The organism is Burkholderia sp. BCC0044, from assembly GCF_902832955.1.
Taxonomy (GTDB): domain Bacteria; phylum Pseudomonadota; class Gammaproteobacteria; order Burkholderiales; family Burkholderiaceae; genus Burkholderia.
Window position 1 is genome coordinate 758512 of sequence record NZ_CADFDO010000004.1, and the last position, 26206, is coordinate 784717.

General features: G+C 71.4%; 16 protein-coding genes. 13 read left to right on the plus strand and 3 right to left on the minus strand.

Annotated elements, in window-relative coordinates:
* Positions 1–238 precede the first annotated feature (238 nt).
* Both HWX14_RS26160 and HWX14_RS36895 read right to left on the minus strand, forming a co-directional pair.
* On the minus strand, positions 239–946 hold the full coding sequence (locus tag HWX14_RS26160) for a succinate dehydrogenase/fumarate reductase iron-sulfur subunit (RefSeq protein ID WP_011545529.1): 708 nt from the start codon (positions 944–946) through the stop codon (positions 239–241).
* Between the two features lie 91 nt (positions 947–1037).
* Positions 1038–1280: a DUF6566 family protein gene (locus HWX14_RS36895; protein WP_175885577.1), complete on the minus strand. Its 243-nt coding sequence runs from the start codon at positions 1278–1280 to the stop codon at positions 1038–1040.
* Positions 1281–1457: 177 nt separating this feature from the next.
* Between HWX14_RS36895 and HWX14_RS26170 the strand changes: the two genes are divergently transcribed.
* The 13 genes from HWX14_RS26170 to HWX14_RS26230 all read left to right on the plus strand — a co-directional run bounded on the left by HWX14_RS26170 (position 1458) and on the right by HWX14_RS26230 (position 25930).
* Positions 1458–2153, plus strand: coding sequence for an MgtC/SapB family protein (locus HWX14_RS26170; protein ID WP_175885235.1), 696 nt, complete (start codon positions 1458–1460; stop codon positions 2151–2153).
* Entirely contained in the window at positions 2150–2488 is a 339-nt protein-coding gene (locus HWX14_RS26175; protein ID WP_175885236.1) for a hypothetical protein, read from the plus strand. The genes HWX14_RS26170 and HWX14_RS26175 overlap by 4 nt, the downstream gene beginning before the upstream one ends.
* Positions 2485–4686 carry a VTT domain-containing protein gene (locus HWX14_RS26180; RefSeq protein WP_175885237.1) on the plus strand — a complete coding sequence of 734 codons (2202 nt, stop codon included), beginning with the start codon at positions 2485–2487 and terminating at the stop codon, positions 4684–4686. Before HWX14_RS26175 ends, HWX14_RS26180 begins: the two co-directional genes overlap by 4 nt.
* A complete protein-coding gene (locus tag HWX14_RS26185; protein ID WP_175885238.1) occupies positions 4677–5468 on the plus strand; it encodes an endonuclease/exonuclease/phosphatase family protein in 792 nt (263 codons plus the stop codon). The genes HWX14_RS26180 and HWX14_RS26185 overlap by 10 nt, the downstream gene beginning before the upstream one ends.
* Positions 5469–5497: 29 nt before the next feature.
* Complete coding sequence (locus HWX14_RS26190) at positions 5498–5986, plus strand: phage protein NinX family protein (RefSeq protein ID WP_175885239.1); 489 nt, start codon at positions 5498–5500, stop codon at positions 5984–5986.
* Between the two features lie 149 nt (positions 5987–6135).
* On the plus strand, positions 6136–9528 hold the full coding sequence (locus HWX14_RS26195) for a maltotransferase domain-containing protein (protein WP_175885240.1): 3393 nt from the start codon (positions 6136–6138) through the stop codon (positions 9526–9528).
* Positions 9528–12938, plus strand: a complete 3411-nt coding sequence (gene treS, locus HWX14_RS26200) for a maltose alpha-D-glucosyltransferase (protein ID WP_175885578.1) — start codon at positions 9528–9530, stop codon at positions 12936–12938. The genes HWX14_RS26195 and treS overlap by 1 nt, the downstream gene beginning before the upstream one ends.
* Positions 12935–15142 carry a 1,4-alpha-glucan branching protein GlgB gene (gene glgB / locus HWX14_RS26205; protein ID WP_175885241.1) on the plus strand — a complete coding sequence of 736 codons (2208 nt, stop codon included), beginning with the start codon at positions 12935–12937 and terminating at the stop codon, positions 15140–15142. The genes treS and glgB overlap by 4 nt, the downstream gene beginning before the upstream one ends.
* A 33-nt stretch (positions 15143–15175) precedes the next feature.
* Positions 15176–17290, plus strand: a complete 2115-nt coding sequence (glgX, locus tag HWX14_RS26210; protein ID WP_175885242.1) for a glycogen debranching protein GlgX — start codon at positions 15176–15178, stop codon at positions 17288–17290.
* Between the two features lie 9 nt (positions 17291–17299).
* Positions 17300–19171: a malto-oligosyltrehalose trehalohydrolase gene (gene treZ, locus HWX14_RS26215; RefSeq protein WP_175885243.1), complete on the plus strand. Its 1872-nt coding sequence runs from the start codon at positions 17300–17302 to the stop codon at positions 19169–19171.
* Positions 19168–21402: a 4-alpha-glucanotransferase gene (gene malQ, locus HWX14_RS26220; protein ID WP_175885244.1), complete on the plus strand. Its 2235-nt coding sequence runs from the start codon at positions 19168–19170 to the stop codon at positions 21400–21402. Before treZ ends, malQ begins: the two co-directional genes overlap by 4 nt.
* Positions 21399–24176, plus strand: coding sequence for a malto-oligosyltrehalose synthase (gene treY, locus HWX14_RS26225; protein WP_175885245.1), 2778 nt, complete (start codon positions 21399–21401; stop codon positions 24174–24176). Before malQ ends, treY begins: the two co-directional genes overlap by 4 nt.
* 503 nt (positions 24177–24679) lie before the next feature.
* Entirely contained in the window at positions 24680–25930 is a 1251-nt protein-coding gene (locus HWX14_RS26230) for a phosphatidylserine decarboxylase family protein (protein WP_175885246.1), read from the plus strand.
* A gap of 22 nt (positions 25931–25952) precedes the next feature.
* Here the strand turns inward: HWX14_RS26230 and HWX14_RS26235 are convergent, their stop codons facing one another.
* Complete coding sequence (locus HWX14_RS26235) at positions 25953–26180, minus strand: hypothetical protein (protein WP_175885247.1); 228 nt, start codon at positions 26178–26180, stop codon at positions 25953–25955.
* Positions 26181–26206 lie beyond the last annotated feature (26 nt).

Here is a 26206-nt window from a genome sequence, read left to right on the forward strand (position 1 = left end):
ATGCGGCCGGCACACAGCCGGACGTTCCATACACTCGAAATTTTCGATTCTTAACGCATTGACAACCCAGCGTTTCCAAACCAGAAAATTCGTTGTGCCATCGATAATAATCAGCCGCAAAGTCGTCAGCCCGATCTGTTTCTCCAGTTAATGTCGCGCGATGAAGGAGTCGCTACCGCTTTGGTACGAGACGCGCTGGGGCAACGACGAATCGCCCCGCACGCGTCGCCACGTCTCGCTACACCGTCCGCCTGACCAACATCGTCCTGATCTCCGAAATCGCCTTCGTCGGATTCAGCCCCTTCGGGCATACGTCCGTGCAATTCATGATCGTCCGGCAGCGAAACAGCCGATACGGATCCTCGAGATCGTCGAGCCGCTCCGCCGTCGCGAGATCGCGCGAATCGGCGATGAAACGGTACGCCTGCAACAAGCCGGCCGGCCCGACGAATTTGTCCGGGTTCCACCAGTAGCTCGGGCACGACGTCGAACAGCACGCGCACAAAATGCATTCGTACAGCCCGTCGAGCTGGTCGCGCTCCTCCGGCGATTGCAGCCGCTCGCGCGCAGGCGGCGTCGTGTCGTTGATCAGGTATGGCCGGATCGAGTGGTACTGGTTGAAGAAGTCGGTCATGTCGACGATCAGGTCGCGCACCACCGGCAGCCCCGGCAACGGCCGCAGCACGATCTCGCGCGGCAGCGTCTGCATGTTGGTCAGGCACGCGAGCCCGTTCTTGCCGTTGATGTTCATCGCGTCCGACCCGCAGATGCCCTCGCGGCACGAGCGGCGATACGACAGCGTCTCGTCGTCGCACTTCACGCGGCCGAGCACGTCGAGCAGCATGCGGTCGTCCGGATTCACGTCGATCTCGTAGCGCTGCATGTAAGGCGCCGCGTCGCGGTCGGGGTCGTAGCGGTAGATATGCAGGGTGCGCGGATCGCTCATCGGTTCCTCCCGGCGTGGGCCGGCATGGGTTGGCGGGATACTTGCTTTGGGGCGCTGCCGCGGCACACGGCGGCCGCAAGCGCCATGCCGGTCAGTCGTCGTCCACGCGCTTGTCGATCAGATAGCGGCCGCGCTCCAGCCCCGCGCGCAGCGCCTCGACCTCGGTCAGCCATTCGGGGCCGGCGGCCTCCGGTACCACCAGCTCGATGCGCGCGCCGGCGACGTACACCTGGACCTCGTCGCGCCATGCGCCCCGCTCGTTGGGCCGCGCCCATACGAGGATTTCGTGGCCGCGATACGGGTCCCGAACCTGTGCGTCCTGTTGATGTGCCACGGTGGCCTCCTGTCTTATCTGCGATGGCGATGCAAAAAATGCGCGCCGCATGCTCGCCGCGCGCGCCGCGAGCCTTGCGCGCACGCGCCGTGCCCGGCCGGCACGCTGCTTGCGTCCCTTTTCCGCATCGAACCGGTACCGGGCCCGCATCACGCAGGGCCGGAAGGGATGCACATCATGATCGGCCACCTCGAATTACTCGGACGCCTGCTGCTGGCCGCGCTGCTCGGCAGCGTGATCGGGCTCGAACGCGAACGCCTGAACTGGGCCGCCGGGCTGCGCACGCACATGCTGGTATGCGTGGGCTCCGCGCTCGTGATGCTGGTGTCGACCTTCGGCTTCGAGGACGTGCGCGGGCAAAACGGCGTCGTGCTCGATCCGTCGCGGGTCGCCGCGCAGGTCGTGTCCGGCATCGGCTTCCTCGGCGCGGGCTCGATCCTGCTGCGCGGCGAAATGGTGCGCGGGCTGACGACGGCCGCGAGCCTGTGGGCGGTGGCCGGCGTCGGGCTCGCCGCGGGCGGCGGCATGGTGGTTGCGTCGGTCGGCGCGACGGCGATCGTGCTCGCGATCCTCGCCGGCGTGAAGCCGCTCGAGCGGCGCTTCATCGCGCAGCGCCAGCAGCGCACGCTGCTGCTCGTGGCCGAGCGCGGCGGCCTGACGCTCGGCACGCTGCACGAGGCGCTCGGCCCCGGCCGCGTGCGCGTGAAACGGTTCATCGTCCAGCAGTCGGACGACGATCCGGACACCGACGACATCTCCGTCTCGTTCTCGCGCACGAGCGGGCCGGAATTTGCGGCGATCTGCGAGACGCTGCAAAACATCGCGTGCGTACGAACCTGTCAACCCGACACCTCGTCAAGGAGTTTCGTGTGACCCAGACCGACCTGCTCTCCTATCTCGTGACGAGTCAGCTCGCCGCGCGCATGCGCAGCGGCGCCTGGCTCACGACCGGCCAGCTGGTCGGCGCATTGCGCGCGTGGCTCGCGTGCCAGCACGCCGAATGCGACTGGCTCGACCGGATCAGGATCGCGCACGCGTCGGCGACGATCGCGCAGGAAATCTACGACATCGCGATCGCGCACGGCGATCCGCACAGCGGCGAACGCGTGCGGCTCGATGCGCATTCGCCGGAACTGCGGGCGCTGCGCGCACGCTGCGACGCGCTGTTGCAGCGGATCGACGGCGACCGGGACGTCGGCGCCCGATGATCGTGCCGGATCGCACGACCCGCGCCGACGATCCGCGCATCGACGCTGTGCCGGCGGACGGCCCTTCGCGGCACGGCCTGCTCGAACGCGGGCGCAACTGCGACACGATCCGCCACGCGGACCGCTTCGCGATGCTGGTCGACGGCGACGCGTATTTCTCGACGCTGCGCGCCGCGTTGCTGCGCGCACGCCACACGGTGTTCATCGTCGGCTGGGACGTCGACAGCCGGATGCGGCTCGCGCCGGGCGGCGCCGACGACACGTTGCCCGACACGCTCGCGGCCTTCCTGCATGCGCTCGCGTCCGCTCACCACAACCTGCGCATCTACGTGCTCGCGTGGGACTTCGCGATGATCTACGCGCTGGAGCGCGACTGGCCGCCCGTGTATCGGGCCGGCTGGCGCGCGCATCGCGGCATCCGGTTCCGGCTCGACGATGCGCACCCGCGCGGCGCGTCGCATCACCAGAAACTGGTCGTGATCGACGACCGGCTCGCGTTCGTCGGCGGCCTCGACCTGACGCGCGCCCGCTGGGACACGCCCGCGCATGCGGCCGACGATCCGCGCCGCAGCGACGAGCACGGCATGCCGTACGGGCCGTTCCACGACGTGCACGCGATGTTCGACGGCGACGCGGCCGCCGCGATCGGCGAGCACGCGCGGGCCCGCTGGCTGCAGGCGTGCGGGCGCCCGATCGCGATCCGCGCGCAGCGGCATCTCGACCGGGCGGACGACGACCCCGATCCATGGCCGCCCGATGCGCGCGTCGACGTGCGCGACGTGCAGCTCGGCATCGCGTATACGGCGCCGCGCCACGGCGGCCGCGAGCCGGTATTGCAGGTGCGCGCGCTGGTCGAGGACGCGATCCGCGCCGCGCATCGGCACCTGTATGTCGAAAACCAGTACTTCACCGCGGCGGTGGTGCGCGAAGCGTTGTCCGCGCGCCTGGCCGATATGGACGGGCCGGACGTGACGGTCGTCGCGCCGCGCGTGCAGAGCGGCTGGCTGCAGGAAGCGACGATGGGCGTGCTGCGCGCGCGGCTGCACGCGACGCTCGCGTCGGCCGACCGCTTCGATCGCTACCGGCTGCTGTATCCGCACGTCGACGGGCTCGGCGACGGGTGCGTGAACGTGCACAGCAAGGTCGCGATCGTCGACGACGAATGCATCGTGATCGGCAGCGCGAACCTGAACAACCGCTCGATGCTGCTCGACACCGAATGCTGCATCGCGCTCGTCGCGGGCGGCGACGCACGCGTTCGCGCGGCGATCGCCGGCATGCGCGAGCGGCTGCTGGCCGAGCATCTCGGCACGACGCCCGCGGCGGTGGCCGACGCGTTCGCATCCGGGGAACGGCCGAACGTCGTGCTCGACCGGCTGCGCGCGAAGCCGGGCCGCACGCTGCGCACCCTCGACCCGGCCGTGTCGCCGCAATTCGAGGCGCTCGTGCCGGTCAGCGCGCGGCTCGACCCCGAGCAGCCGATCGAGCCGGACCGGTTCGTCCGCGAATTCGTGCCGCACGAGCAGCATCGCACGCTCACCGCGCGGTTTTTCGTGCTGGGCGCGGTGGTGCTCGCGATCGCCGCGCTGGCGCTCGCGTGGCGCTTCACGCCGCTGGGCGCGCATCTGAACGTCGCGTCGCTGTCGCGCGCGGTGGCCGGTATCGCGCGGCTGCCGGCCGCACCGGCGCTGCTGCTCGCGGCCTACGTGGTCGCGGCGACCTTCGCGGTGCCGATCACGCTGCTGATCGCCGCGACGGGGCTCGTGTTCGGCGCGTGGCCGGGCTTCGCGTATGCGGGCGTCGGGTCGATGGCGGCGGCGGCGGCGACCTACGCGCTCGGCCGCTGGCTCGGGCGCGACGCGGTGCGCCGGCTCGCCGGCCCGCGCGCGAACCGGCTGAGCGAGCACATCGGCCGGCGCGGCGTGGTCGCGATGGCCGTGCTGCGGCTGCTGCCGATCGCGCCGTTCACCGTCGTGAACCTCGTCGCCGGCGCGTCGCACATCGGACTGCGCGATTACCTGATCGGCACCGCCCTCGGGATGCTGCCCGGCATCGTGCTGACCGTCACGTTCGCGCACCAGCTGACCGCGGCGCTCAGCCATCCGGGGCCCGGCGCGTTCGCGTGGCTCGCGGCGATCGGCCTCGCGCTGGTCGGCGTGTCGGTCCTGCTCGTGAGGGTGCTGCGACGATGGCGCTGAGTCAGGACCCGGCCCCGCCGCCGCACGTCGTCACCGCCGACGCGGCGCCCGCCGCCGCGCCGGGCGGGCGCGACCTGCGGATCGCGACCTACAACATCCACGGCGGCTACGGTGCGTGGCCGGCGCGTGCGGTCGACCGGATCGCGGCCGTGATCGACGAACTCGACGCGGACGTGATCGCGCTGCAGGAAGTGCCGCTCGGCGGCACCCGCGCGCCGGACGTGCTCGCGCACCTGCGCGACGCGACCGGCATGCACGCGGTGGCCGGCCCGACGATCGACACGCCGGAGCGCCGCTACGGCAACGCGGTGCTGTCGCGCTGCCCGATCCGCGCGGCGCGCACGCTCGACCTGTCGTTCCATCCGCGCGAGCCGCGCGGCGCGCTCGACGCCGACATCGACTGCAGCGCGGGCCCGATCCGCGTGGTCGCCACCCATCTCGGGCTGTCGGCGAGCGAACGCAGCGCGCAGGTGCAGCGGCTGCTCGCCGCGTTCGACACGGGCGCGATGCCGGTGATCCTGCTCGGCGACATCAACGAATGGTTCGTGCGCGGCCGCGCGCTGCAGGCGCTCGTCACGCGGTTCCGGCGCGCGCCGGCGCCGCGCACGTTCCCGACCGTGTGCCCGGTGTTCTCGCTGGACCGGATCTGGATCCATCCGGGCGAGCTGCTGGTCGACGTGGTCGTGCATCGCAGCGCGCGGGCGCGCCACGCGTCGGACCACTATCCGCTGGTCGCCCGGATGCGCGCGACGCCCGCGACGGGCACGGCGCTTGCGCGGTGAGCCGTTTTTCGATCCGACGGAGGCAGCCCATGCGAACCGACGCACTCGACGGAAAGGATCTCGACTACTGGTGCGCACGCGCGTTGTGCGCCGACGACGAAGACACGCTGCGTTTCACGGCCGTCGCGCCGACCGTCGTCGTGACGGCCGCGTGCGACGCGTTCCGGCATCTCGACGCACCGTTCGCGCCGTCCGCGTCGTGGGCCGATGCGGGCGCGGTGCTCGATCGCGTGACCGACCTGCGGATCGCCAGCCACGGCGACGACGTCGAATGCGACGCGACCTTCGTCGACGGCCCGTCGACCTGCGGCGCGCGCGGCCGCGATGCGCGCGAGGCGTTGCTGCGCGCGTTCGTGCGCGCGCGCTTCGGCGACGAGGTGGGCGAGACGCCGCCGTTTCCGCACCGGATCGAACACGGCACGGTGGTGCGGTATGACCCGGGGGTGCCGATTCCGGCTACGGACGACGATCCGGCGACGGGCGACAGTTCGGACATCCGCTCGATACCGCGCATGTAGTACATACGCGAACCCGGCGGTCATGTAAAAACGACAGGCCCCTTCGACCGGGCCTCCCGCACACGCCGTGCCCGCAGGCAATCGCGCGGCAGGCACGCAGGTTGCGACGCATCCGCTTTACCGCTCGCGCCACCCGCTCACGCCACGCCATGGATTCCACACCGCCGTTCGCTCCGCACCTCTACTTCTGCGACGCCCGCCTCGTCGGGCCGCTCGACGCGTGGCCGCAAACCTTCGCGCATATCGCCGGGATGGGCTTCGATCACGTGCTCGTCGGCGCGTTCTGGGCCGCGAGCGTCGCCGGCTTTCCGCGCCACGTGGCTGATTTCCGGCGGCCGGCCCAGTCGTTCGCGACGCGCGCGAGCGCGCTCGAAACCTTCTCTCGCCTCGCGCAACTCGCGAAGGGCCACGGGCTGCGCCTGCTGCTCGAAGTCGTGCCCGACCGGATCGCACGCGAGAACCCGCTGCGCGCCGAGCATCCGGACTGGTACGTCGAGCGCGCGCACGACGACGCGCTGATCGACCCGCGCGGCACCGCGCACGCGCTCGACATCGCGCATGCGAACGCCGGCGACGAAGCGGTGCGCGACGCGCTATCGGCATGGTGGTGCGCGCATCTCGCGACCTTCGCCGATGCGGGCGCGGCCGGCTTCCTGATCGACGCGCCGCATCATCTGCCGGCCGACTGGTGGCCGGGCTGGCGCGCGGCGCTGCGCCGTGCGCGCCCGGACGTCGCGGTGCTCGCCGGCGTGCCCGGCCATGCGCGCGACGCGCTCGCGCAGCTCGAAGCCGCCGGGTTCGACGCGGTGTTTTCATCGGTGCGCTGGTGGGACCTGCGCGCGCCGTGGTTCGCGGACGAACACCGGCTGCTGCGGCGCATCGGCGCGCCGATCGCGTTTCCCGATGCGCCCGACGGCCCGCGTCTGGCCGACGACTGGCCCGACGCACCGGACGACACCGTCGCCCGCGCGTATCGCCGCGCGCTGTGGACGGCCGCGGCCGTCGGCACCGGCTGGCTCGTGCCGATGGGTTTCGAGCGCGGCGTAACGGTGCCGCTGATGGCGCGCGACGCGGATGCCGCGCGCTACCGCGCCGCGTTCGAGCACGCGCGTTTCGACCTGTCTGGCGCGCTCGCCGATGCGAACGCATGGCGGCGCGCCACGCCCGTCGCGGCGGCGCGCGGCGAAATCGTGCAACTGAGCGCGCCGGGCGCGAGCGCGACCGCGCTGCTGCGCGGCACCGGCCCGTCGCTCGAACACGACGACGCGGCGCTGCTGATCGCGCTGAATCCCGATCTCGACGCGCCCGCGACGCTCGACCCCGCGACGATCCTGCCCGGTGTGCCGGGCGGCTTCACGCGTGTCGCCACGCAGGACGGCGCGCAAACGCAGACGCCCGCCGCGCTGGAGCCGTTCACGCTCGCCCCCGGCGCGTATGCGCTGCTGCATGCATGGCGGGCGCCGCCCGTCACGACGCGCGCCGACGCCGCGCACGAACGCACCGCGCTGTCGGCCGCGCTCGTGGCCGACCGGATCGCGATCGAACGCGTCGAGCCGTCGGTCGACGACGGCCGCTTCGCGATCAAGCGCGTGATCGGCGAGCCGCTCGTCGTCGGCGCGTCGATCTTCACGGACGGGCACGCGCATCTCGCGGCCATGCTTCAGTGGCGCGCGGCCGGCGAAGACGGCTGGCGCGAAGTGCCGTTCGAAGCCGAACCGAACGACCGCTGGCACGCACGCGTCACGCTCGACCGGCTCGGCCGTCATGAATTCCGCGTGATCGCGTGGCGCGACGACTGGGCGTCGCTCGTCACCGACATCGAGAAAAAGCGCGCGGCCGGCCAGGACGTGACGCTGGAGGCGCGCGAAGCGCAACTGCTGCTCGCGACCGCGCTGAAGCTCGCCGAGCCGGCCGATCCGCGCGCGCTCACGCGGATGAAGCAGCTCGTCGCCGAACTCAAGGACGCGTCGCCCGACGCCCGCCTCGCGCTGATCGGCGCGCCCGCGCTCGCCGACGCATACGCGGCGCTGCGCTACCGCCCGTTCGTCACGCACGACGCGACGATCTACCCGGTCGACGTCGAACGCCGCAAGGCGCGCTTCTCGAGCTGGTACGAGATGTTTCCGCGCTCGGCGAGCGACGATCCGCACCGGCACGGCACGTTCGACGACGTGATCGCGCATTTGCCGCGCATCCGCGACATGGGTTTCGACGTGCTGTATTTCCCGCCGATCCACCCGATCGGCACGTCCGCGCGCAAGGGCCGCAACAACAGCCTGACCGCCGGCCCCGACGACGTCGGCAGCCCGTACGCGATCGGCTCGCCCGACGGCGGCCACACGGCCGTGCATCCGCAGCTCGGCACGCTCGAATCGTTCCGCGCGCTGGTCGACGCCGCGCGCGGGCACGGGCTCGAGATCGCGCTCGATTTCGCGATCCAGTGCTCGCCCGACCATCCGTGGCTCGCCGCGCATCCGGGCTGGTTCGCGTGGCGGCCCGACGGCTCGCTGCGCTTCGCGGAGAATCCGCCGAAGCGCTACCAGGACATCGTGAACCCCGACTTCTACGCGCCGGACGCGCTGCCCGACCTGTGGCTCGCGCTGCGCGACGCGGTGTTGTTCTGGGTCGACGCGGGCGTGCGGATCTTCCGCGTCGACAACCCGCACACGAAGCCGCTGCCATTCTGGGCGTGGATGATCGACGACGTGCGCGGCCGGCATCCGGACGTCGTGTTCCTGTCCGAGGCGTTCACGCGGCCGGGGATGATGTATCGCCTCGCGAAAGTCGGCTTCTCGCAGTCGTACACGTACTTCACGTGGCGCGAGTCGAAGCGCGACTTCATCGACTACCTGACCGAGCTGACGGCCGGCCCGCCACGCGAATTCTTCCGGCCGAACTTCTTCGTCAACACGCCCGACATCAATCCGCGTCACCTGCAGAACGCGCCGCGTTCGCAGTTCGTGATCCGCGCGGCGCTCGCGGCGACGCTGGCCGGCTCGTGGGGCCTGTACTCCGGTTTCGAGCTCGGCGAATCAGCGCCGCTGCCGGACAGCGAGGAATACGCGGATGCGGAGAAATACGAGCTGCGCGCGCGCGACTGGAGCAAGGCCGCTCACATCGGCACGGAAATCGCGCGGCTGAACCGCGCGCGGCGCGATCACCCGGCGCTGCAGACGCATCTCGGGCTCACGTTCGTCGATGCGGACAACGATTCGGTGCTCGTGTTCATGAAGGCGACGCCGGCGTTCGACAGCGTGGTGATCGTCGCGATCAGTCTCGACCCGTGGCATCCGCAGGCCACGAACTTCACGCTCGACGCGGCGCTGTGGCGCGGCCTCGGGCTGGCCGACGGCGAACCGCTCGATGCGCTCGAACAGGACGCCGCGCACGCGCAAACCTGGCTCGGCCATCGCCAGTACGTGTCGCTCGATCCGCACGTGCGGCCGTACGCAATCTGGCGGCTCGCGCCGTCTCCGGGCGCCGCGCGGGCGGCCGCGCCCGAACCGGACTCCGCCCGCCGCCCTTCGGGAGCGCATGCATGATGAAACGCGAAGATTCCCTCGACGATGTGCGCCGCGCGCAATTCCCGTCGCTCGCGCCGGCCGGCACGCCGCGCCGGCGCCGCGCGCGCCGGCGCGAACCCGCGCTCTGTGCGGACGATCCGCTGTGGTACAAGGACGCGATCATCTACCAGGTGCACGTGAAGTCGTTCTTCGACTCGAACAACGACGGGATCGGCGATTTCCCCGGCCTGATCGCGAAGCTCGACTACATCGCCGAACTCGGCGTCGACACGATCTGGCTGCTGCCGTTCTATCCGTCGCCGCGCCGCGACGACGGCTACGACATCGCCGACTACCGCGACGTGCATCCCGACTACGGCACGCTGGCCGACGTGCGGCGCTTCATCCGCGAAGCGCATGCGCGCGGCATCCGCGTGATCGCCGAGCTGGTGATCAACCACACGTCGGACCAGCATCCGTGGTTCCAGCGCGCGCGCCGCGCGAAGCCGGGCTCCACGCATCGCGACTACTACGTGTGGTCCGACACCGACACGAAATACGCGGGCACGCGGATCATCTTCCTCGACACCGAAACGTCGAACTGGACCCACGACCCGGTGGCCGGCCAGTATTACTGGCACCGCTTCTATTCTCATCAGCCGGACCTGAACTTCGACAACCCGGCCGTCGTGCGCGAAGTGATCCAGGTGATGCGCTTCTGGCTCGACCTCGGCATCGACGGGCTGCGGCTCGACGCGGTGCCGTACCTGGTCGAGCGCGAAGGCACCAACAACGAGAACCTGCCCGAAACACATGCGATCCTGAAGCGGATCCGCGCGACGATCGACGCCGAATACCCGAACCGGATGCTGCTCGCGGAAGCGAACCAGTGGCCGGAAGACGTGCAGGAATACTTCGGCAACGAGGACGAATGCCACATGGCGTTCCACTTCCCGCTGATGCCGCGCATCTACATGTCGATCGCGAGCGAGGATCGCTTCCCGATCCTCGACATCATGCGGCAGACGCCGGCGCTCGCGCCGAGCAACCAGTGGGCGGTGTTCCTGCGCAACCACGACGAGCTGACGCTCGAGATGGTCACCGATTCGGAGCGCGACCTGCTGTGGCAGACCTATGCGAGCGACCGTCGCGCGCGGCTGAACCTCGGCATCCGGCGCCGGCTCGCGCCGCTGATGGAGCGCGACCGGCGCCGCATCGAGCTGATCAATTCGCTGCTGCTGTCGATGCCCGGCACGCCGGTGATCTACTACGGCGACGAGCTCGGGATGGGCGACAACATCCACCTCGGCGATCGCGACGGCGTGCGCACGCCGATGCAGTGGTCGTCCGACCGCAACGGCGGCTTCTCGCGCGCCGACCCCGAACTGCTGGTGCTGCCGCCGGTGATGGGCTCGCTGTACGGCTATGACGCGATCAACGTCGAGGCGCAGACGCGCGACCCGCATTCGCTGCTGAACTGGACGCGGCGCATCCTCGCGACGCGCCGCGCGTCGCAGGCGTTCGGGCGCGGCACGATCCGCTTCCTGCGCCCGGACAACCGCAAGGTGCTCGCGTACCTGCGGGAGCTGGACGGCCACGAGCCGGTGCTGTGCGTCGCGAACCTGTCGCGCGCGTCGCAGGCGGTCGAACTCGACCTGTCCGAATTCGCGGGCCGCGTGCCGATCGAGATGACGTCCGATTCGCCGTTTCCGCCGATCGGCCAGCTCCCGTATCTCCTCACCTTTCCGCCGTACGGGTTCCTGTGGTTCGTGCTCGCCGAGCACGGCCGCGAACCGTCGTGGCGGCAACCGCATGCGGAGCCGCTGCCCGAATACGTGACGCTCGTGATGCGACGCGGCGATACGCGGCCCGACGTGTCGCAACTGCATGCGCTCGCGCACGACGCGCTCGCGTCATGGCTCGCGCGGCGACGCTGGTTCGCGTCGAAGGATCGCAAGATCGGCGACGCGTGGCTGAACGTCGTCACGCCGATTCCGGACGAGCCGTTCCAGTACGCGGAGGCGTGGGTGTCGGCGAGCGACGGCGGCGCCGAACGCTACGTGGTGCCGCTCGCGGCCGCGTGGGGCGGCGAGACGTCCCATCCGCTGTTCGCGCAACTGGCGCTCGCGCGCGTGCGGCGCGGCCATACGGTCGGTTACCTGACCGACGCGTTCGCACTGCCGGCGTTCGCGCGCGGGATGCTGCGCAAGCTGCGCGACGGCGCGACGGTGCCGACGTCCGACGGCGGCCGGCTCACCTTTCTGCCGGAAGACGCGCTCGCCGGGCTCGACCCGGGCGACGAAGCGGAAGTGCGCTGGCTCGCGGCCGAGCAGAGCAACAGCTCGCTCGTGATCGGCGATGCGATCGTGCTGAAGCTGGTGCGCAAGGTCGCGCACGGCATTCATCCGGAAGCGGAAATGAGCCGGCACCTGACGCGTATCGGTTATGCAAACACCGCGACGCTGGCCGGCGAAGTCGTGCACGTCGATCCGGACGGCACGCCGCACACGGTCGCGATCCTGCAGCGCTATGTCGACAACCAGGGCGACGCGTGGACGCGTTCGTTCGATTTCCTGCGGCGCGCGATCGACGAACTCGCGCTGCCGGCCGCGGACGAAGGCGAGGCGGCCGAAACGGACGAGGAGCCCGACGCGCTGCTCGGCTACGCGGCGTTCGCGGGCATCATCGGCACGCGGCTCGGCCAGTTGCACGTCGCGCTCGCGCAGCCGTCCGACGATCCCGCGTTCGCGCCGGAGCGCGCGACGCCCGAGCACGTCGACGGCTGGTGCGTGGACGCGATCGCGTCGTTCGAGCATGCGCTCGACGTGCTGCGCACGCGGCTCGACGCGCTCGATCCGGCCACCCGCGCGTCGGCCGACGCGCTGCTCGCGTCGCGCGACGCGGCGGTGGAGGCGCTCGGCGAACTCGTGCCGCGCACGCTCGACGCGCAATGCACGCGAATTCATGGCGATTTTCATCTGGGCCAGGTGCTCGACGTGCAGGGCGACGCGCTGCTGATCGACTTCGAAGGCGAACCGGCGCGCGCGCTCGAGCGGCGCCGCGCGAAATCGCATCCGCTGCGCGACGTGGCCGGCCTGCTGCGCTCGCTGTCGTACGTGAGCGCGACCGCGCAGTTCGCGATCGAAAAAGCGCCGCCGCAAGCGGCCGGCCGCAAGCGCGCGCTGTTCGACCGCTTCGGACAGGCCGCCGCCGACCGCTTCGTCGAATGCTATCGGGCGGCCGCCGACCTCGCGCCCGCGCGCTTCGTCGATCCGCATTACGCGGACCGCCTGCTCGCGCTGTTCCTGATCGACAAGGCGTCGTACGAGCTGTGCTACGAAGCCGCGAACCGGCCCGACTGGCTGAGCGTGCCGGTCGGCGGGCTCGCGGCGCTGGTCGACCGGCTGCTCGGCGACGGCGTGCTGCCCGACGACGGAGGAAACCCATGACCGACACGCTGTTCGAACGCGCCGATATCGATGCGCTGCTCGCCGGCCGCCATCCCGACCCGTTCGCGTGCCTCGGCCCGCACGAACAGGCCGACCAGGTCGTCGTGCGGGCGCTGCTGCCCGGCGCCGAGCGCGTGCGCGCGCTGTCGCCGGACGGCGCCGAACTCGGCGCGCTCGCGTGCGTCGATCGCGCCGGCTGCTTCGCGGGGACGATCGCGCACGACGGCACCTCGCCCCACTACCTGCTCGCGATCGACTGGCCGCACGCGCATCAGGTGATCGACGACGCGTATGCGTTCGGCACGCTGCTCGACGAAGCGGCGCTCGCGCGCTTCTCGTCCGGCGACCCGGCCGCCGTGCTCGATTGCCTCGGCGCGACGCCGATGCGCATCGACGACACCGACGGCGTGCGTTTCGCCGTGTGGGCGCCAAGCGCGCAGCGCGTGTCGGTGGTCGGCGATTTCAACGCGTGGGACGGGCGCCGCCATCCGATGCGGCTGCGGCGGCCGTCGGGCGTGTGGGAGCTGTTCGTGCCGGGCATCGGCGCGGGCGAGCGCTACAAGTACGAGCTGCGCGCGGCCGACGGGCGCGTGCTGCCGCACAAGGCCGATCCGTGCGCGCGCGCGACCGAAGCGCCGCCGCATACGGCGTCGGTGGTCGCCGACGTCGCAGCGCTCGACGCGTTCGCATGGCACGACGACGCGTGGATGCACGCGCGGCCGCGCAACGACCGCTATCGCGTGCCGTGGTCGATCTACGAGGTCCACGCGGAATCGTGGCAGCGCATCCCCGAGCAGATGGAGCGCAGCGCGACGTGGGACGAACTCGCCGAGCGGCTGATTCCGTACGTGAAGGGAATGGGCTTCACGCACGTCGAATTCATGCCGATCTCCGAGTACCCGTTCGGCGGCTCGTGGGGCTACCAGCCGCTCGCGCAGTTCGCGCCGTCCGCGCGCTTCGGGCCGGTCGACGGCTTCGCGCGCTTCGTCGATCGCGCGCATGCGGCCGGCATCGGCGTGCTCGTCGACTGGGTGCCCGCGCATTTTCCGAACGATGCGCACGGGCTCGCGCAATTCGACGGCAGCGCGCTGTACGAGCATGCCGATCCGCGCGAGGGAATGCATCCCGACTGGAACACCTGCGTGTTCAACGTCGGGCGTACCGAGGTCAGCGCGTTCCTGGTCGCATCGGCGCTCGCGTGGGCGCGCCGCTATCACGTCGACGGGATCCGCGTCGACGCGGTCGCGTCGATGCTGTACCGCGACTATTCGCGCAAGGAAGGCGAATGGGTGCCGAACGTGTACGGCGGCCGCGAGAACCTCGAATCGGTCGCGTTCCTGCGCCGGCTGAACGACACGCTGCACGGTGAAGCCGCGCCGGCCGGCGTCGTCACCGTCGCGGAGGAATCGACCGCGTGGCCGGGCGTCACCGCGCCGACCGCCGACGGCGGGCTCGGCTTCGACTTCAAGTGGAACATGGGCTGGATGCACGACACGCTCGCGTATCTGCACGAAGACCCGATCCACCGCCGCTATCACCACGACCGGATGACGTTCGGGCTCGTGTACGCGTTCTCCGAGCGCTTCGTGCTGCCGCTGTCGCACGACGAGGTCGTGCACGGCAAGGGCTCGCTCGTCGCGAAGATGCCCGGCGACGCGTGGCAGCGGCTCGCGACGCTGCGCGCGTATTTCGGCTTCATGTGGGCGCATCCCGGCAAGAAGCTGCTGTTCATGGGCAGCGAATTCGCGCAATGGTCCGAATTCGCGCACGATGCGACGCCGCACTGGGACTTGCTCGACGCGCCCGCGCATCGCGGCGTGCAGCGGCTCGTGCGCGATCTCAACCGCGTGTATGCGGCCGAACCGGCGCTGCATGCGCTCGACTGCCACGCGGACGGCTTCGCCTGGCTGATCGGCGACGACCGCGACAACAGCGTGTTCGCGTTCGCGCGCCGCGACGACACGGGGCGCCTGGTCGTCGCCGTCTGCAACTTCACGCCCGTGCCGCGCGCCGGCTATCGGCTCGGCCTGCCCGCGCCCGGCCAGTGGCGCGAACTGATGAACACCGATGCCGCGCCGTACGGCGGCACCAACGCCGGCAACGACGGCGCCGTGTGGGCCGAAGCCGTGCCCGCGCACGGCGAGGCGTGGTCGGCGAGCTTGCGCCTGCCGCCGCTCGCGACGCTGTGGTTGACCCCCGCCTGATCACTCACCTCCCCGATACGGAGATCCACCCCCATGCCGACCGCCCTGCCCGACCGTCTCGAACCCGGCCGCAGCTATCCGCTCGGCGCCAGTTGGGACGGCCTCGGGACCAACTTCGCGGTGTTTTCCGCGCACGCGCAGCGCATCCAGCTGTGCGTGTTCGACCCGACCGGCCGCAAGGAACTCGCGCGCCTCGACCTGCCCGAATGCACCGACGAGGTGTGGCACGGCTACCTGCCCAACGCGCATCCGGGCACCGTGTACGGGTTCCGCGCGGACGGCCCGTACCAGCCGCAGCACGGCCACCGCTTCAATCCGACCAAGCTGCTGCTCGACCCGTACGCGCGCAAGCTGGTCGGCCAGTTCCGCTGGTCGGACGCGCTGTTCGGCTATCGCGTGCATTCGAACCGGGCCGACCTGTCGATGGACCGGCGCGACTCGGCGCCAGCGATGCCGAAAGCCGTGGTCGTCGACGAAGCGTTCGACTGGAGCAACGACCGCCGCCCGAACGTGCCGTGGCGCAGCACCGTGATCTACGAGACCCACGTGCGCGGCGCGTCGATGCGCCGCGCCGGGCTGCGCACGCCGGAGCGCGGCACGTTCGCGTCGCTCGCGCATCCGGCGTTCATCGATCACCTGCTGTCGATCGGCGTGACGACGGTCGAGCTGCTGCCGATCCACGCGTTCCTGCAGCAGCGCGAGCTCGTGAAACGCGGGCTGCGCAACTACTGGGGCTACGACACGGCCGCGTTCTTCGCGCCGGAGCCGTCGTATCTGACGACGCGGCGGCTCGACGAAATGCGCATCGCGGTGCGCCAGTTGCATGCGGCCGGCATCGAGGTCGTGCTCGACGTGGTCTACAACCACACGTGCGAAGGCAACCAGCTCGGACCCACGCTGTCGTGGCGCGGCCTCGACAACGCGAGCTACTACCGGCTGCGGCCCGACGATCCGCGTTACCACGTCGACGAAACCGGCTGCGGCAACACGCTGAACATGTCGCATCCGCGCGTCGTGCAGATGGTGATGGATTCGCTGCGCTACTGGGCGACCGCGTTCAACATCGACGGCTTCCGCTTCGATCTCGGCGTGACGCTCGGCCGCGAGGATCACGGCTTCGAGCCCGGCGCGGGGTTCTTCGACGCGTTGCGGCAGGACCCGGTGCTCGCGCAGCGCAAGCTGATCACCGAGCCGTGGGATCTCGGCCCCGGCGGCTATCAGCTCGGCCGCCATCCGCCCGGCTTCGCCGAATGGAACGACCGGTTTCGCGACACCGTGCGGCGCTTCTGGCGCGGCGACGCGGGGCAGCGCCCGGAACTGGCCGCGCGCCTGTCGGGCTCGGCCGACCTGTTCAATCACGGCCGGCGCCGCACGTGGGCATCGGTCAATTTCGTCACCGCGCACGACGGCTTCACGCTCGCCGACCTCGTGTCGTATGCGGGCAAGCACAACGACGCGAACGGCGAGGACAACCGCGACGGCCGCGACGACAACTGCAGCGCGAACTGGGGCGTCGAAGGGCCGACCGACGACGCGGCGATCCGCGACGTGCGCCGGCGCGTCGCACGCTCGATGCTCGCGACGCTGTTTACCGCGCTCGGCACGCCGATGCTCGTGGCCGGCGACGAATTCGGCCGCACGCAGCAGGGCAACAACAACGCCTATTGCCAGGATAACGAACTGTCGTGGCTCGACTGGGACCTGGCGCGCAGCGACGAAGGCGTGGAGATGACGCGCTTCGTGTCGCGGCTCGCGGCGCTGCGGCGCATGTATCCGGTGATGTCGGCGCCGCGCTATCCGTCGGGCGACCGCGACGGCGCGCCGGGCATGCGCGAGATCGGGTGGTTCGACGAACGCGGCGACGCGCTCACCGTGCCCGCGTGGGAGGACGGCGAGCGCCGCGCGCTGACGATGCGGCGCGTCGGCACCGGCCGCACCGGGCGCACCGAGGCGTTGCTCGTGATGCTGAACGCGTCGGCCGACACCATCACGTTCATGCCGCCCGCGCCCGTGCTCGATTACCGGATCCTGCTCGACACCGCGACGCCCGACTCGGGCCCGCGCTCGTGGCCGGAAGCCGGGCTCGACGTCGCCGCGCATGCGGCCGTGATCGCGGTCGCGGCCGTGCCACCCGACCTGTCTTCGTGAGGAGCCGCCATGACGTCCCGTTCCGCCCATTCGCCCGGCACGCACGCGTACGCGTCGACGTTCGGCGCGACCTGCCTCGATGCCGACCGCACGCGCTTCAGGCTGTGGGCGCCCGCGAGCCGCACCGCCGCCGTCGAGCTGCAGGACACGGGCGGCCGCGCGATTCCGATGACGCCCGTCGGCGACGGCTGGTTCGAAACGATCGCGCCGTGCGGCCCCGGCGCGCTGTACCGCTACGTGCTCGACGACGCGCTCGCGGTGGCCGATCCCGCGTCGCGCTTCCAGCCGTACGACGTGCTGGGCCCGAGCCAGGTCGTCGATCCGGCCGCGTACCGCTGGCGCCACGACGCGTGGCGCGGCCGCCCATGGCACGAGACGGTGCTGTACGAGCTGCACGTCGGCGCCTGCGGCGGCTACGCGGCCGTCGAGCGGCGCCTGCCGGCGATCGCCGAACTCGGCGTGACCGCGGTCGAGCTGATGCCCGTCAATGCGTTCCCCGGCGCGCGCAACTGGGGCTACGACGGCGTGCTGCCGTTCGCGCCCGACGCGTCGTACGGACGGCCCGAGGAGCTGAAATCGCTGGTCGACACCGCGCACGGGCTCGGGCTGCAGGTGTTCCTCGACGTCGTGTACAACCACTTCGGCCCCGAAGGCAACCTGCTGCCGCGCTACGCGCCCGACTTCTTCCGCGCTGACCGGCAGACCGCATGGGGGCCGGCGATCGACTTCTCCCGTCCGCAGACGAGCACGTTCTTCATCGACAACGCGCTGTACTGGCTCGACGAATACCGTTTCGACGGGCTGCGCATCGACGCCGCGCACGCGATCGACGACGATGCGTGGCTGCGCGAACTCGCGCGCCGCGCACGCGCGCAGGCGGGCGATGCGCGCCACGTGCATCTCGTGCTGGAGAACGAGCGCAATACCGCGAGCCTGCTCGGCCCCGGCGGCTTCGACGCGCAATGGAACGACGACTTCCACAACAGCGCGCACGTGCTGCTGACGGGCGAACGCGACGGCTACTACCGTGCGTACGCGGACGCGCCGCTGCGCCATTTCGCGCGCACGCTCGGCGAAGGCTTCGCGTACCAGGGCGAGCCGTCGCCGCTGCACGACGGCGCCGCGCGCGGCGAGCCGAGCGCGCACCTGCCGCCGACCGCGTTCGTCGTGTTCCTGCAGAACCACGACCAGATCGGCAACCGCGCGTTCGGCGAACGGCTGCGCGCGCTCGCGAACGACGACGCGGTGCGCGCGGCCACCGCGCTGATGCTGCTCGCGCCGTCGATCCCGCTGCTGTTCATGGGCGAGGAAGACGGCAGCACGCAGCCGTTCCAGTTCTTCACCGACTATCGCGGCGCGCTCGCCGACGCGGTGCGCGACGGCCGGCGCCGCGAATTCGCCGCGTTTCCCGCGTTCGCCGACGCCGCGCATCGCGACGCGATTCCCGACCCGAACGACATCGCGACCTTCGTGCGCTCGTCGTCGCACCATCCGCCCGACGAGTCGTGGCCCGACGCGGCCGCGTGGCGGCGCTTCTACCGTAGCGCACTGGCGGTGCGCGCGGCGCTCGTGACGCCGCACCTGGCCGGCGCGCGGGCGCTCGGCGTCGAGCTGCTCGCCGGCGACGGCGACCCGCCCGCACTGGTCGCGCGCTGGCGCCTCGGCGACGGCAGCACGCTGACGATCGCGCTGAATCTCGGCTCGCACGACGCGACGCTGCCCGCGCTGCCGGTCGGCAAGATCGTGTTCGAGACGCCGCCGCGCGCACGCGACCGGCTGCCCGGCGGGCACGTGCCGCCCCGCGCGTGCATCGCGTGGCGCGACGGCGCGGTCAACCAGGATGCGCGGCATCACCGCGCGAACGGACGGAGCACGTCATGACGACCGACGTCCCGATTGCGGCGCTCGCCCGTGCGGCCGGCCTGGAACCCGACTGGACCGACGCGGGCGGCGTCGCGCGGCGCGTGGACGACGACGCGCTCGTCGCGCTCGTCGACGCGCTCGGCTGGCCGTGCGGGACCGCGATCCAGCGGGTCGACAGCGCGGCGGCGCTCGCCGATGCGAAGGCGTCGCCACCACGCATCGTGACCGGCGATGCCGGCCTGCCGGTGATGCTGCCCGCCACCGTCGCGGCGCCGGGCGCGCGCTTCAGGATCTCGCTCGAAACCGGCGGGCACGTGGACGGCCGCGTGGGCGGCGCGGGCGAACACGGTACGCTGCCGCCGCTCGCGATGCCCGGATATCACGCGCTCGACATCGGCGAGCAGCGCATCGGGCTCGCGATCGCGCCGCCGCGGGCGCAGCCGTTCGACACGTTCGCCCGCGCACCCGACGCGGGCCGCTGGGGCATCGCGGCGCAGCTTTACAGCCTGCGCCGCACCGGCGACGACGGCGCGGGCGACTACACCGCGCTGGCGCGACTGGCCGCGCAGGCGGCGCGGCACGGCGCGCAGGCGGTGGCGATCAGCCCGACGCACGCCGGCTATCCGGCGCTGCCCGCGCACGACAGCCCGTATTCGCCGTCGTCGCGCCGCTGGCACAACGTCGCGTATCTCGACTGCGACGCGGTGCCGGGCGCCGATGCCGCACCGCGCGCATCCGCCGCTACGGCCGCGACCGACGCCGCGCTGATCGACTGGCCGCGCGTGCTGCCAATGAAGCTGCGCCGTCTGCGCGCGTGCTTCGACGCATGGCGCGCCAGCGACGACCCGTCGCGCGATACGTACCAGCGGTTTCGTGCGGCGGGCGGCGCGGCGCTCGACGCGCATGCGCGTTTCGATGCGCTGCAGGCGTTCTGCATCGAGCACGGGATCGGCGCGGACTGGCGGCAGTGGCCCGCGCCGTGGCGCACGCCGGGATCGGCGGAAGTCGATGCGTTCGCGCACGCGCATGCCGACACGATCGCGTTCCACACGTTCCTGCAATGGTGCGCGTCGCGCGCGCTCGGCGACGCGCAGCATGCGGCGCGCGGCGCGGGCATGGCGACCGGGCTGATCGCCGATCTCGCGGTCGGCTCCGATCAGGCCGGCAGCGACGCGTGGGCGCACGGCACGACGCTGCTGCGCGGCGTGTCGCTCGGGGCCCCGCCCGACCTGTTCAACGCGGCCGGCCAGGCGTGGGGCGTGACGACGTGGACGCCCGATGCGCTGCGCGCCGACGGCTTCATGCCGTTCATCGAGCTGCTGCGCGGCGCGTTCGCGCACGCGGGCGGCATCCGCATCGATCATGTGCTCGGTTTCGCGCGGATGTGGATCGTGCCGGACGGCGGCTCGCCGCGCGGCGGCGCGTACCTGCGCTATCCGCTCGACGACCTGGTGCGGCTCGTCGCGCTCGAGGCGGCGCGCCATCGCGCGATCGCGATCGGCGAGGATCTCGGCACCGTGCCGGCCGGGCTGCGCGAACGGCTCGGCGCGCAGGGTGTCGCCGGCATGCGCGTGCTGTGGTTCGAGCGCGACGCGAACGGCGCGTTCCGGCCGCCCGCCGCGTGGGATCGCGATGCGATCGCGATGACGTCGACGCACGATTTGCCGACCGTGGCCGGCTGGTGGCGCGGCGTCGATCTCGGGTGGCGGCGCGTCGCGGCGGAGGCCGAAGCCGCGAAACGGCGCGACGAAGCGCAACCATCGCGCGATGTCGCCGCCCCGAAACCGGACGATGCGAGCACACACGATTCCAACGAGATCGTGCAAGGCATGGCGTTCGGACACGACACCGTGCAGCCCACCGAACCGAATCGCTCGACGCCCCCGCCTCCGCCGCCGCCCGAACTGCTCGCCGCGCATGCCGAACGCGCGACCGAGCGCGCGGCGCTGTGGCACGCGCTGCAGCACGCAGGCTGCGCGCCGGCCGGCGCCGCGGTGCCGCCGGCCGACATGCCGCCGGTGAACGCGATCCTGGCCTACGTCGCGAGCGGCCCGTCGCCGCTCGCGCTGCTGCCGCTCGAGGATCTGCTCGCGCTCGACGCGCAGCCGAACCTGCCGGGCCCGCCGTGCGGCCATCCGAACTGGCGGCAGCGGCTGCCGCGCCCGATCGACGCGCTGTTCGACGCCGACGTGCGCGCACGCATCGCGGCCGTCGCGCACGCGCGCCACGCGCGGAGGCCGGGCCCGTGACCCCACGCGCGACGCTGCGACTGCAGCTGCATGCGGGTTTCACGTTCGACGACGCGGCCGCGCACGCCGACTACTTCGCGCGGCTCGGCGTCAGCCACCTGTACCTGTCGCCGGTGTCGACGGCCGAACCCGGCTCGCTGCACGGCTACGACACGGTCGACTACGGCGTGCTCGGCGCGGAACTCGGCGGCGAAGCCGGCTTCATCCGGCTCGTCGACGCGCTGCGCGCGCGCGGCCTCGGCCTCATCATCGACATCGTGCCGAACCACATGGGTGTAGGCGGATCGTCGAACGGCTGGTGGAACGACGTGCTCGAATGGGGGCCGGCGAGCCCGTACGCGCGCTACTTCGACATCGACTGGCATCCGCCCGACCCGGCGCTCGACGGCAAGGTGCTGTTGCCGTGCCTCGGCGCGCCGTACGGCGATGCGCTCGCGGCCGGCGACATCACGCTGCGCGCCGATCCGGCCGCGGGCTGCTTTTACATCGCGTGCCCCGGGCGGCGGCTGCCCGTGGCCGCCGCCACCTACGCGGAGATCCTGCGCATCGCGAATCGGGCCGACCTGAACGCGCTCGCCGAGCGCTTCGACGCCGCCGCGCCGGCACGCGACAGCGCGCGGCTCGCCGCCGCGCATGCGGCGCTGCGCGATCATGCGGCCGCGCACGGCCCGCACGCGCTCGACGCGGTATTGCGCGGCGCCGACCCGCGCCGTGCGCGCTCGCGCGCGTGCCTGCACCGGCTGCTCGAACGCCAGCACTACCGGCTCGCCTGGTGGCGCACGGCCGCCGACGAGCTGAACTGGCGGCGTTTCTTCGATATCGCGACGCTCGCGGCCGTACGCGTCGAAGACGACGCGGTGTTCGACGCCGTGCATGCGCTGCCGCTGCGCCTGCATGCGGCCGGGCTCGTCGACGGCGTGCGCGTCGATCACGTCGACGGCCTCGCCGATCCGGGCGCGTATTGCCGCCGGCTGCACGCGCGGCTCGCCGCGCAGCGCGATACGCAGCCCTACATCGTCGTCGAGAAGATCCTCGCGCCCGGCGAAGCGCTGCGCAGCGACTGGGCCGTCGACGGCACGACCGGCTACGACTTCATGAACGACGTCGGCGCGCTGCTGCACGACCCGGCCGGCGCCGAACCTCTCGCCGCGCACTGGGCGGCCGTATCGGGCTCGGCGCGCACGTTCGCGCAGGAAGCGCTCGACGGCAAGCGGCGCGTGCTGATGCGCCAGCTCGCCGGCGAACACGCACGGGTCGCGCGGTTGCTGCACGGGATTGCGCGGGCGGCGCCCGCGACGCGCGACGTCAGCCTGATCGCGATCCGGCGCGTGCTCGGCGAACTCGCGGTGCGGCTGCCCGTGTACCGGATGTATCCGGCACGGAGCGCCGAGCCGGCCGACGCCGACCGTCGCGTGCTCGCGCACGCATACGACGGTGCGTACGCGGCGGTCGATCCGACCGACCGGTTCGCGCTCCAGCGCGTCGCCGCGTGGCTCGGCTTGCCGGTCGTGCGGGTGCCGCGCGTGGACGCCGATGCGCTGGTCGCGGCGCGCGTCGCGTTCGCGCAGCTCACCGCGCCGCTGGCCGCGAAGGGCGTCGAGGATACGGCCAACTATCGCTACGGCCGGCTGCTGTCGCGCAATGAAGTCGGCGCCGACGCGGGCGACTTCAGCCTGTCGCGCGGCGCGTTCCATGCGCGCAACCGGCGCCGCGCGCGCACCGTGCCGCACGGGCTCGTCGCGACGGCCACGCACGACCACAAGCGCGGCGAGGACGCACGTGCGCGGCTCGCGGTGCTGAGCGAGGTGCCCGACGCGTGGCGCGCGGTGTCGCTCGACTGGTCCGCGCTGAACCTGCCGCATCGCGGCCGCGCGCACCGCGATCTCGCGTGGACGCCCGGGCCGGCCACCGAGGCGATGCTGTATCAGACGCTCGTCGGCTGCTGGCCGCCGGCGCTCGCCCCCGACGATGCGGCCGGCCTCGACGCGCTCGCGACGCGCGTCGTGCAATGGCAGACGAAGGCGCTGCGCGAAGCGAAGCAGTCCACCGACTGGCTCGCGCCCGAGCCGGATTACGAGCATGGTTGCGAAGCGTTCGTCCGCGCGATCCTGACGCCGCGCGGCGCGGGGGATTTTCCGCATCGGCTGCATGCGTTCGTCGCGCGGATCGCGCCGGCCGGCGTCGTCAACAGCCTGACGCAGACGGCGCTGCGGATCGCGTCGCCCGGTGTGCCCGATCTGTATCAAGGTACCGAATCATGGGATCACTCGCTCGTCGATCCGGACAACCGGCGCGAGGTACCGTTCGCGACGCTGGCGGCCGAACCGGTCGACGGGTCGGTCGCATCGTATTTGTCGGCGTGGCCCGACGCGCGTGTGAAGCGCGCGCTCATCGAGCGGATGCTGGCGCTGCGTGCGCGGTGGCCGACGACGTTCGCGGATGGCGCGTATGTTCCGCTGCGTGTGCGCGGCAAGCTCGCGCGTCACGTGGTGGCATTCGCGCGGTGCGACGACGCGGCGACGGTGGTGGTCGTGGCGACACGGCTCGCGTGCCGGTTGCTGGGGGAAGCGCCCGAGTTGCCGCGCGTGGAGCCGGCGCAATGGGGTGACACGGCGGTCGTGCTGCCGCGCGGCGTTGAAGGGCCGTGGAACGACTGGTTGAATACTCGGGATGCGATCGGTGCGATCGATGCGCCGGAAGGTGTGCTGGCGCTCGATCGCTGTCTGGCCCAGTTGCCCGTGGCGGTGCTCGTCGCGGCGCGGCGTGGAAATTGAAGCTGATGCCCAATCGGCACTCGCTCCGAGTCACCGAAATCGATTTTGTGCAAAACGTGCCGTAAATAATCGATTTTGTGCACGCGTAACCGAATTTCAACCGAAACGCCCGATCGTAAGCGATTTTGTGCAGCCAACGAGATGCGTCGACAGCCTCACGGCCACTCTTCCGGCGGCAACGTCCCGCTGTCGTCTTCCCACAGCGGTTTCGCTGTATCTTCGCCGCGGCTCGGCGTCACCGGCCCGTTTCCGCCGCCATTGCCGCGCGGCGCCGCATGCGGCCGTTTCCGCGTCCGCGTCGGCGTCACGGTCCGCTGCCCGTCGCGGCGACGCTCGTCCGTCGATTCCGCATCGTTCGTCTGTCGTGCGTTCGAAGCTGTAGCCATCTTTCTCTCCTGGGTCATCGAAGGAAACCGGTCGCCCGAACGCAGCAATTTCGGTGCCGCGCGCCGGGCAAGCGTCTTGCTCCCTCGCTTCGCCCCCTAACCCTTCCGGAGGTGACGATGCCGACGAATCGCAATACGCCGCCCGCCACACGCCGCCGCCTCGGCGGATGGATGGCCGCCGAGGAAGCGCACATGGCCGCGTTCCGCGAAAAAATCGCGAGCGAGGCGCGCGCGCATGCCGGCGAGCGGCTGCGCACGCCGGCCGTCCAGGAACTCGCGCGGCTGTTCGACGACAACGCCGTGCTGCGCATGAGCCTGTCGCGCGCGATCGACGAAGCGCGCGAAGCGGGATACCGGCTCGGCTACGCGTCGATCGGCGAGCTGATGACCGTGCTCGACCATCTGATGACCTACACGCCGCCGTTCAGCGAGGAAAGCCTGATCGTGTGCCCGCTGAACGCGTTCTTCGACTGGCCGATGTGCATGCCGTCGGGCCATGCGGTGTTCCGCGACGCATCCGTCAATGCGCAGTTGAAGCGCGTATTGAACGCCTGGTGCGATTTCCTCGGCGGCCCGCATTCGCGCGCGCATCTCGACACGTCCGCGCCCGACGGCTGGTTCTGCGACGAAGCGCGCAAGCGGCTCGGACTGTCGCAGTTCCAGTATCGCGAAGACCAGCCGCACTGGGGCTTCGATTCGTGGAACGACTTCTTCACGCGGCGCTTTCGCGACGGCGCACGGCCCGTCGCGGCGCCCGACGATCCGCACGTGATCGTCAGCGCGTGCGAAGCCGCGCCCTATCACACCGAAACGAACGTGAAGCTGCGCGACACGTTCTGGATCAAGTCGCAGCCGTACTCGCTGCGCGACCTGTTCACGCCCGCCTGGCTGTCGCTCGCCGAGCGCTTCGTCGGCGGCGACGTCTACCAGGCCTACCTGAGCGCGTACAACTATCACCGCTGGCATGCGCCGGTGCGCGGCGTCGTCACGCACGCGTATCGCGTGGACGGCGCCTATTACTCGGTGGCCGAAGCGGAAGGCCCGGACCCGGCCGGACTCAACGACTCGCAGGGCTATATGACGGCGGTCGCCGCGCGCGCGGTGGTCGCGATTTCGAGCGACGATCCCGGCATCGGCACCGTGGCGGCCGTGTTCGTCGGGATGGGCGACGTATCGTCGTGCGTGATCGACGTGATGCCCGGCCAGCGCGTCGACAAGGGCGACGAGATCGGCTATTTCCAGTTCGGCGGGTCGACCTACTGCCTGCTGTTCGAGGCAGGCGTGATCGACCGCTTCCTGCACGCGCCGCCGTTCGACGGGAACACGCCGGTCGTGCAGGTCAACGCGTCCGTCGCGCTCGCGCGGTGAGCACCGCGCGCCGCGCGGCGCCTCACGCTTCCGTCGCGTCGAACCGGGCCCCGTCGTGCCGCTGCACGCAGCGCAGGACCGACAGGCCGTCGGCGGTCAGCGCGGGTCGGTGCTGGCCGGACGCGTCGTCGCGCTCCATCACGATCAGGTGTCGTTCGACGAGCGCGACGATGTCGTCGCGGTCGAGTTGAATCTGTTCCGGTGCGCGGTGCACCAGGAACAGTGCGGCAAATTCGTGGGCGGTCAGCATGCTCGTTTCCCCGTGGCGGCTGCGCA

Bases quoted from the DNA above. Each gene is read 5' to 3' on its own strand.
- HWX14_RS26160 (WP_011545529.1), bottom strand. From the start codon at position 946: ATGAGCGATCCGCGCACCCTGCATATCTACCGCTACGACCCCGACCGC.
- HWX14_RS26195 (WP_175885240.1), top strand. From the start codon at position 6,136: ATGGATTCCACACCGCCGTTCGCTCCGCACCTCTACTTCTGCGACGCC.
- malQ (WP_175885244.1), top strand. From the start codon at position 19,168: ATGACGACCGACGTCCCGATTGCGGCGCTCGCCCGTGCGGCCGGCCTG.
- HWX14_RS26230 (WP_175885246.1), top strand. From the start codon at position 24,680: ATGCCGACGAATCGCAATACGCCGCCCGCCACACGCCGCCGCCTCGGC.
- HWX14_RS26170 (WP_175885235.1), top strand. From the start codon at position 1,458: ATGATCGGCCACCTCGAATTACTCGGACGCCTGCTGCTGGCCGCGCTG.
- treZ (WP_175885243.1), top strand. From the start codon at position 17,300: ATGACGTCCCGTTCCGCCCATTCGCCCGGCACGCACGCGTACGCGTCG.
- HWX14_RS26185 (WP_175885238.1), top strand. From the start codon at position 4,677: ATGGCGCTGAGTCAGGACCCGGCCCCGCCGCCGCACGTCGTCACCGCC.
- HWX14_RS26190 (WP_175885239.1), top strand. From the start codon at position 5,498: ATGCGAACCGACGCACTCGACGGAAAGGATCTCGACTACTGGTGCGCA.
- glgB (WP_175885241.1), top strand. From the start codon at position 12,935: ATGACCGACACGCTGTTCGAACGCGCCGATATCGATGCGCTGCTCGCC.
- glgX (WP_175885242.1), top strand. From the start codon at position 15,176: ATGCCGACCGCCCTGCCCGACCGTCTCGAACCCGGCCGCAGCTATCCG.
- HWX14_RS26180 (WP_175885237.1), top strand. From the start codon at position 2,485: ATGATCGTGCCGGATCGCACGACCCGCGCCGACGATCCGCGCATCGAC.
- HWX14_RS26235 (WP_175885247.1), bottom strand. From the start codon at position 26,180: ATGCTGACCGCCCACGAATTTGCCGCACTGTTCCTGGTGCACCGCGCA.
- treS (WP_175885578.1), top strand. From the start codon at position 9,528: ATGAAACGCGAAGATTCCCTCGACGATGTGCGCCGCGCGCAATTCCCG.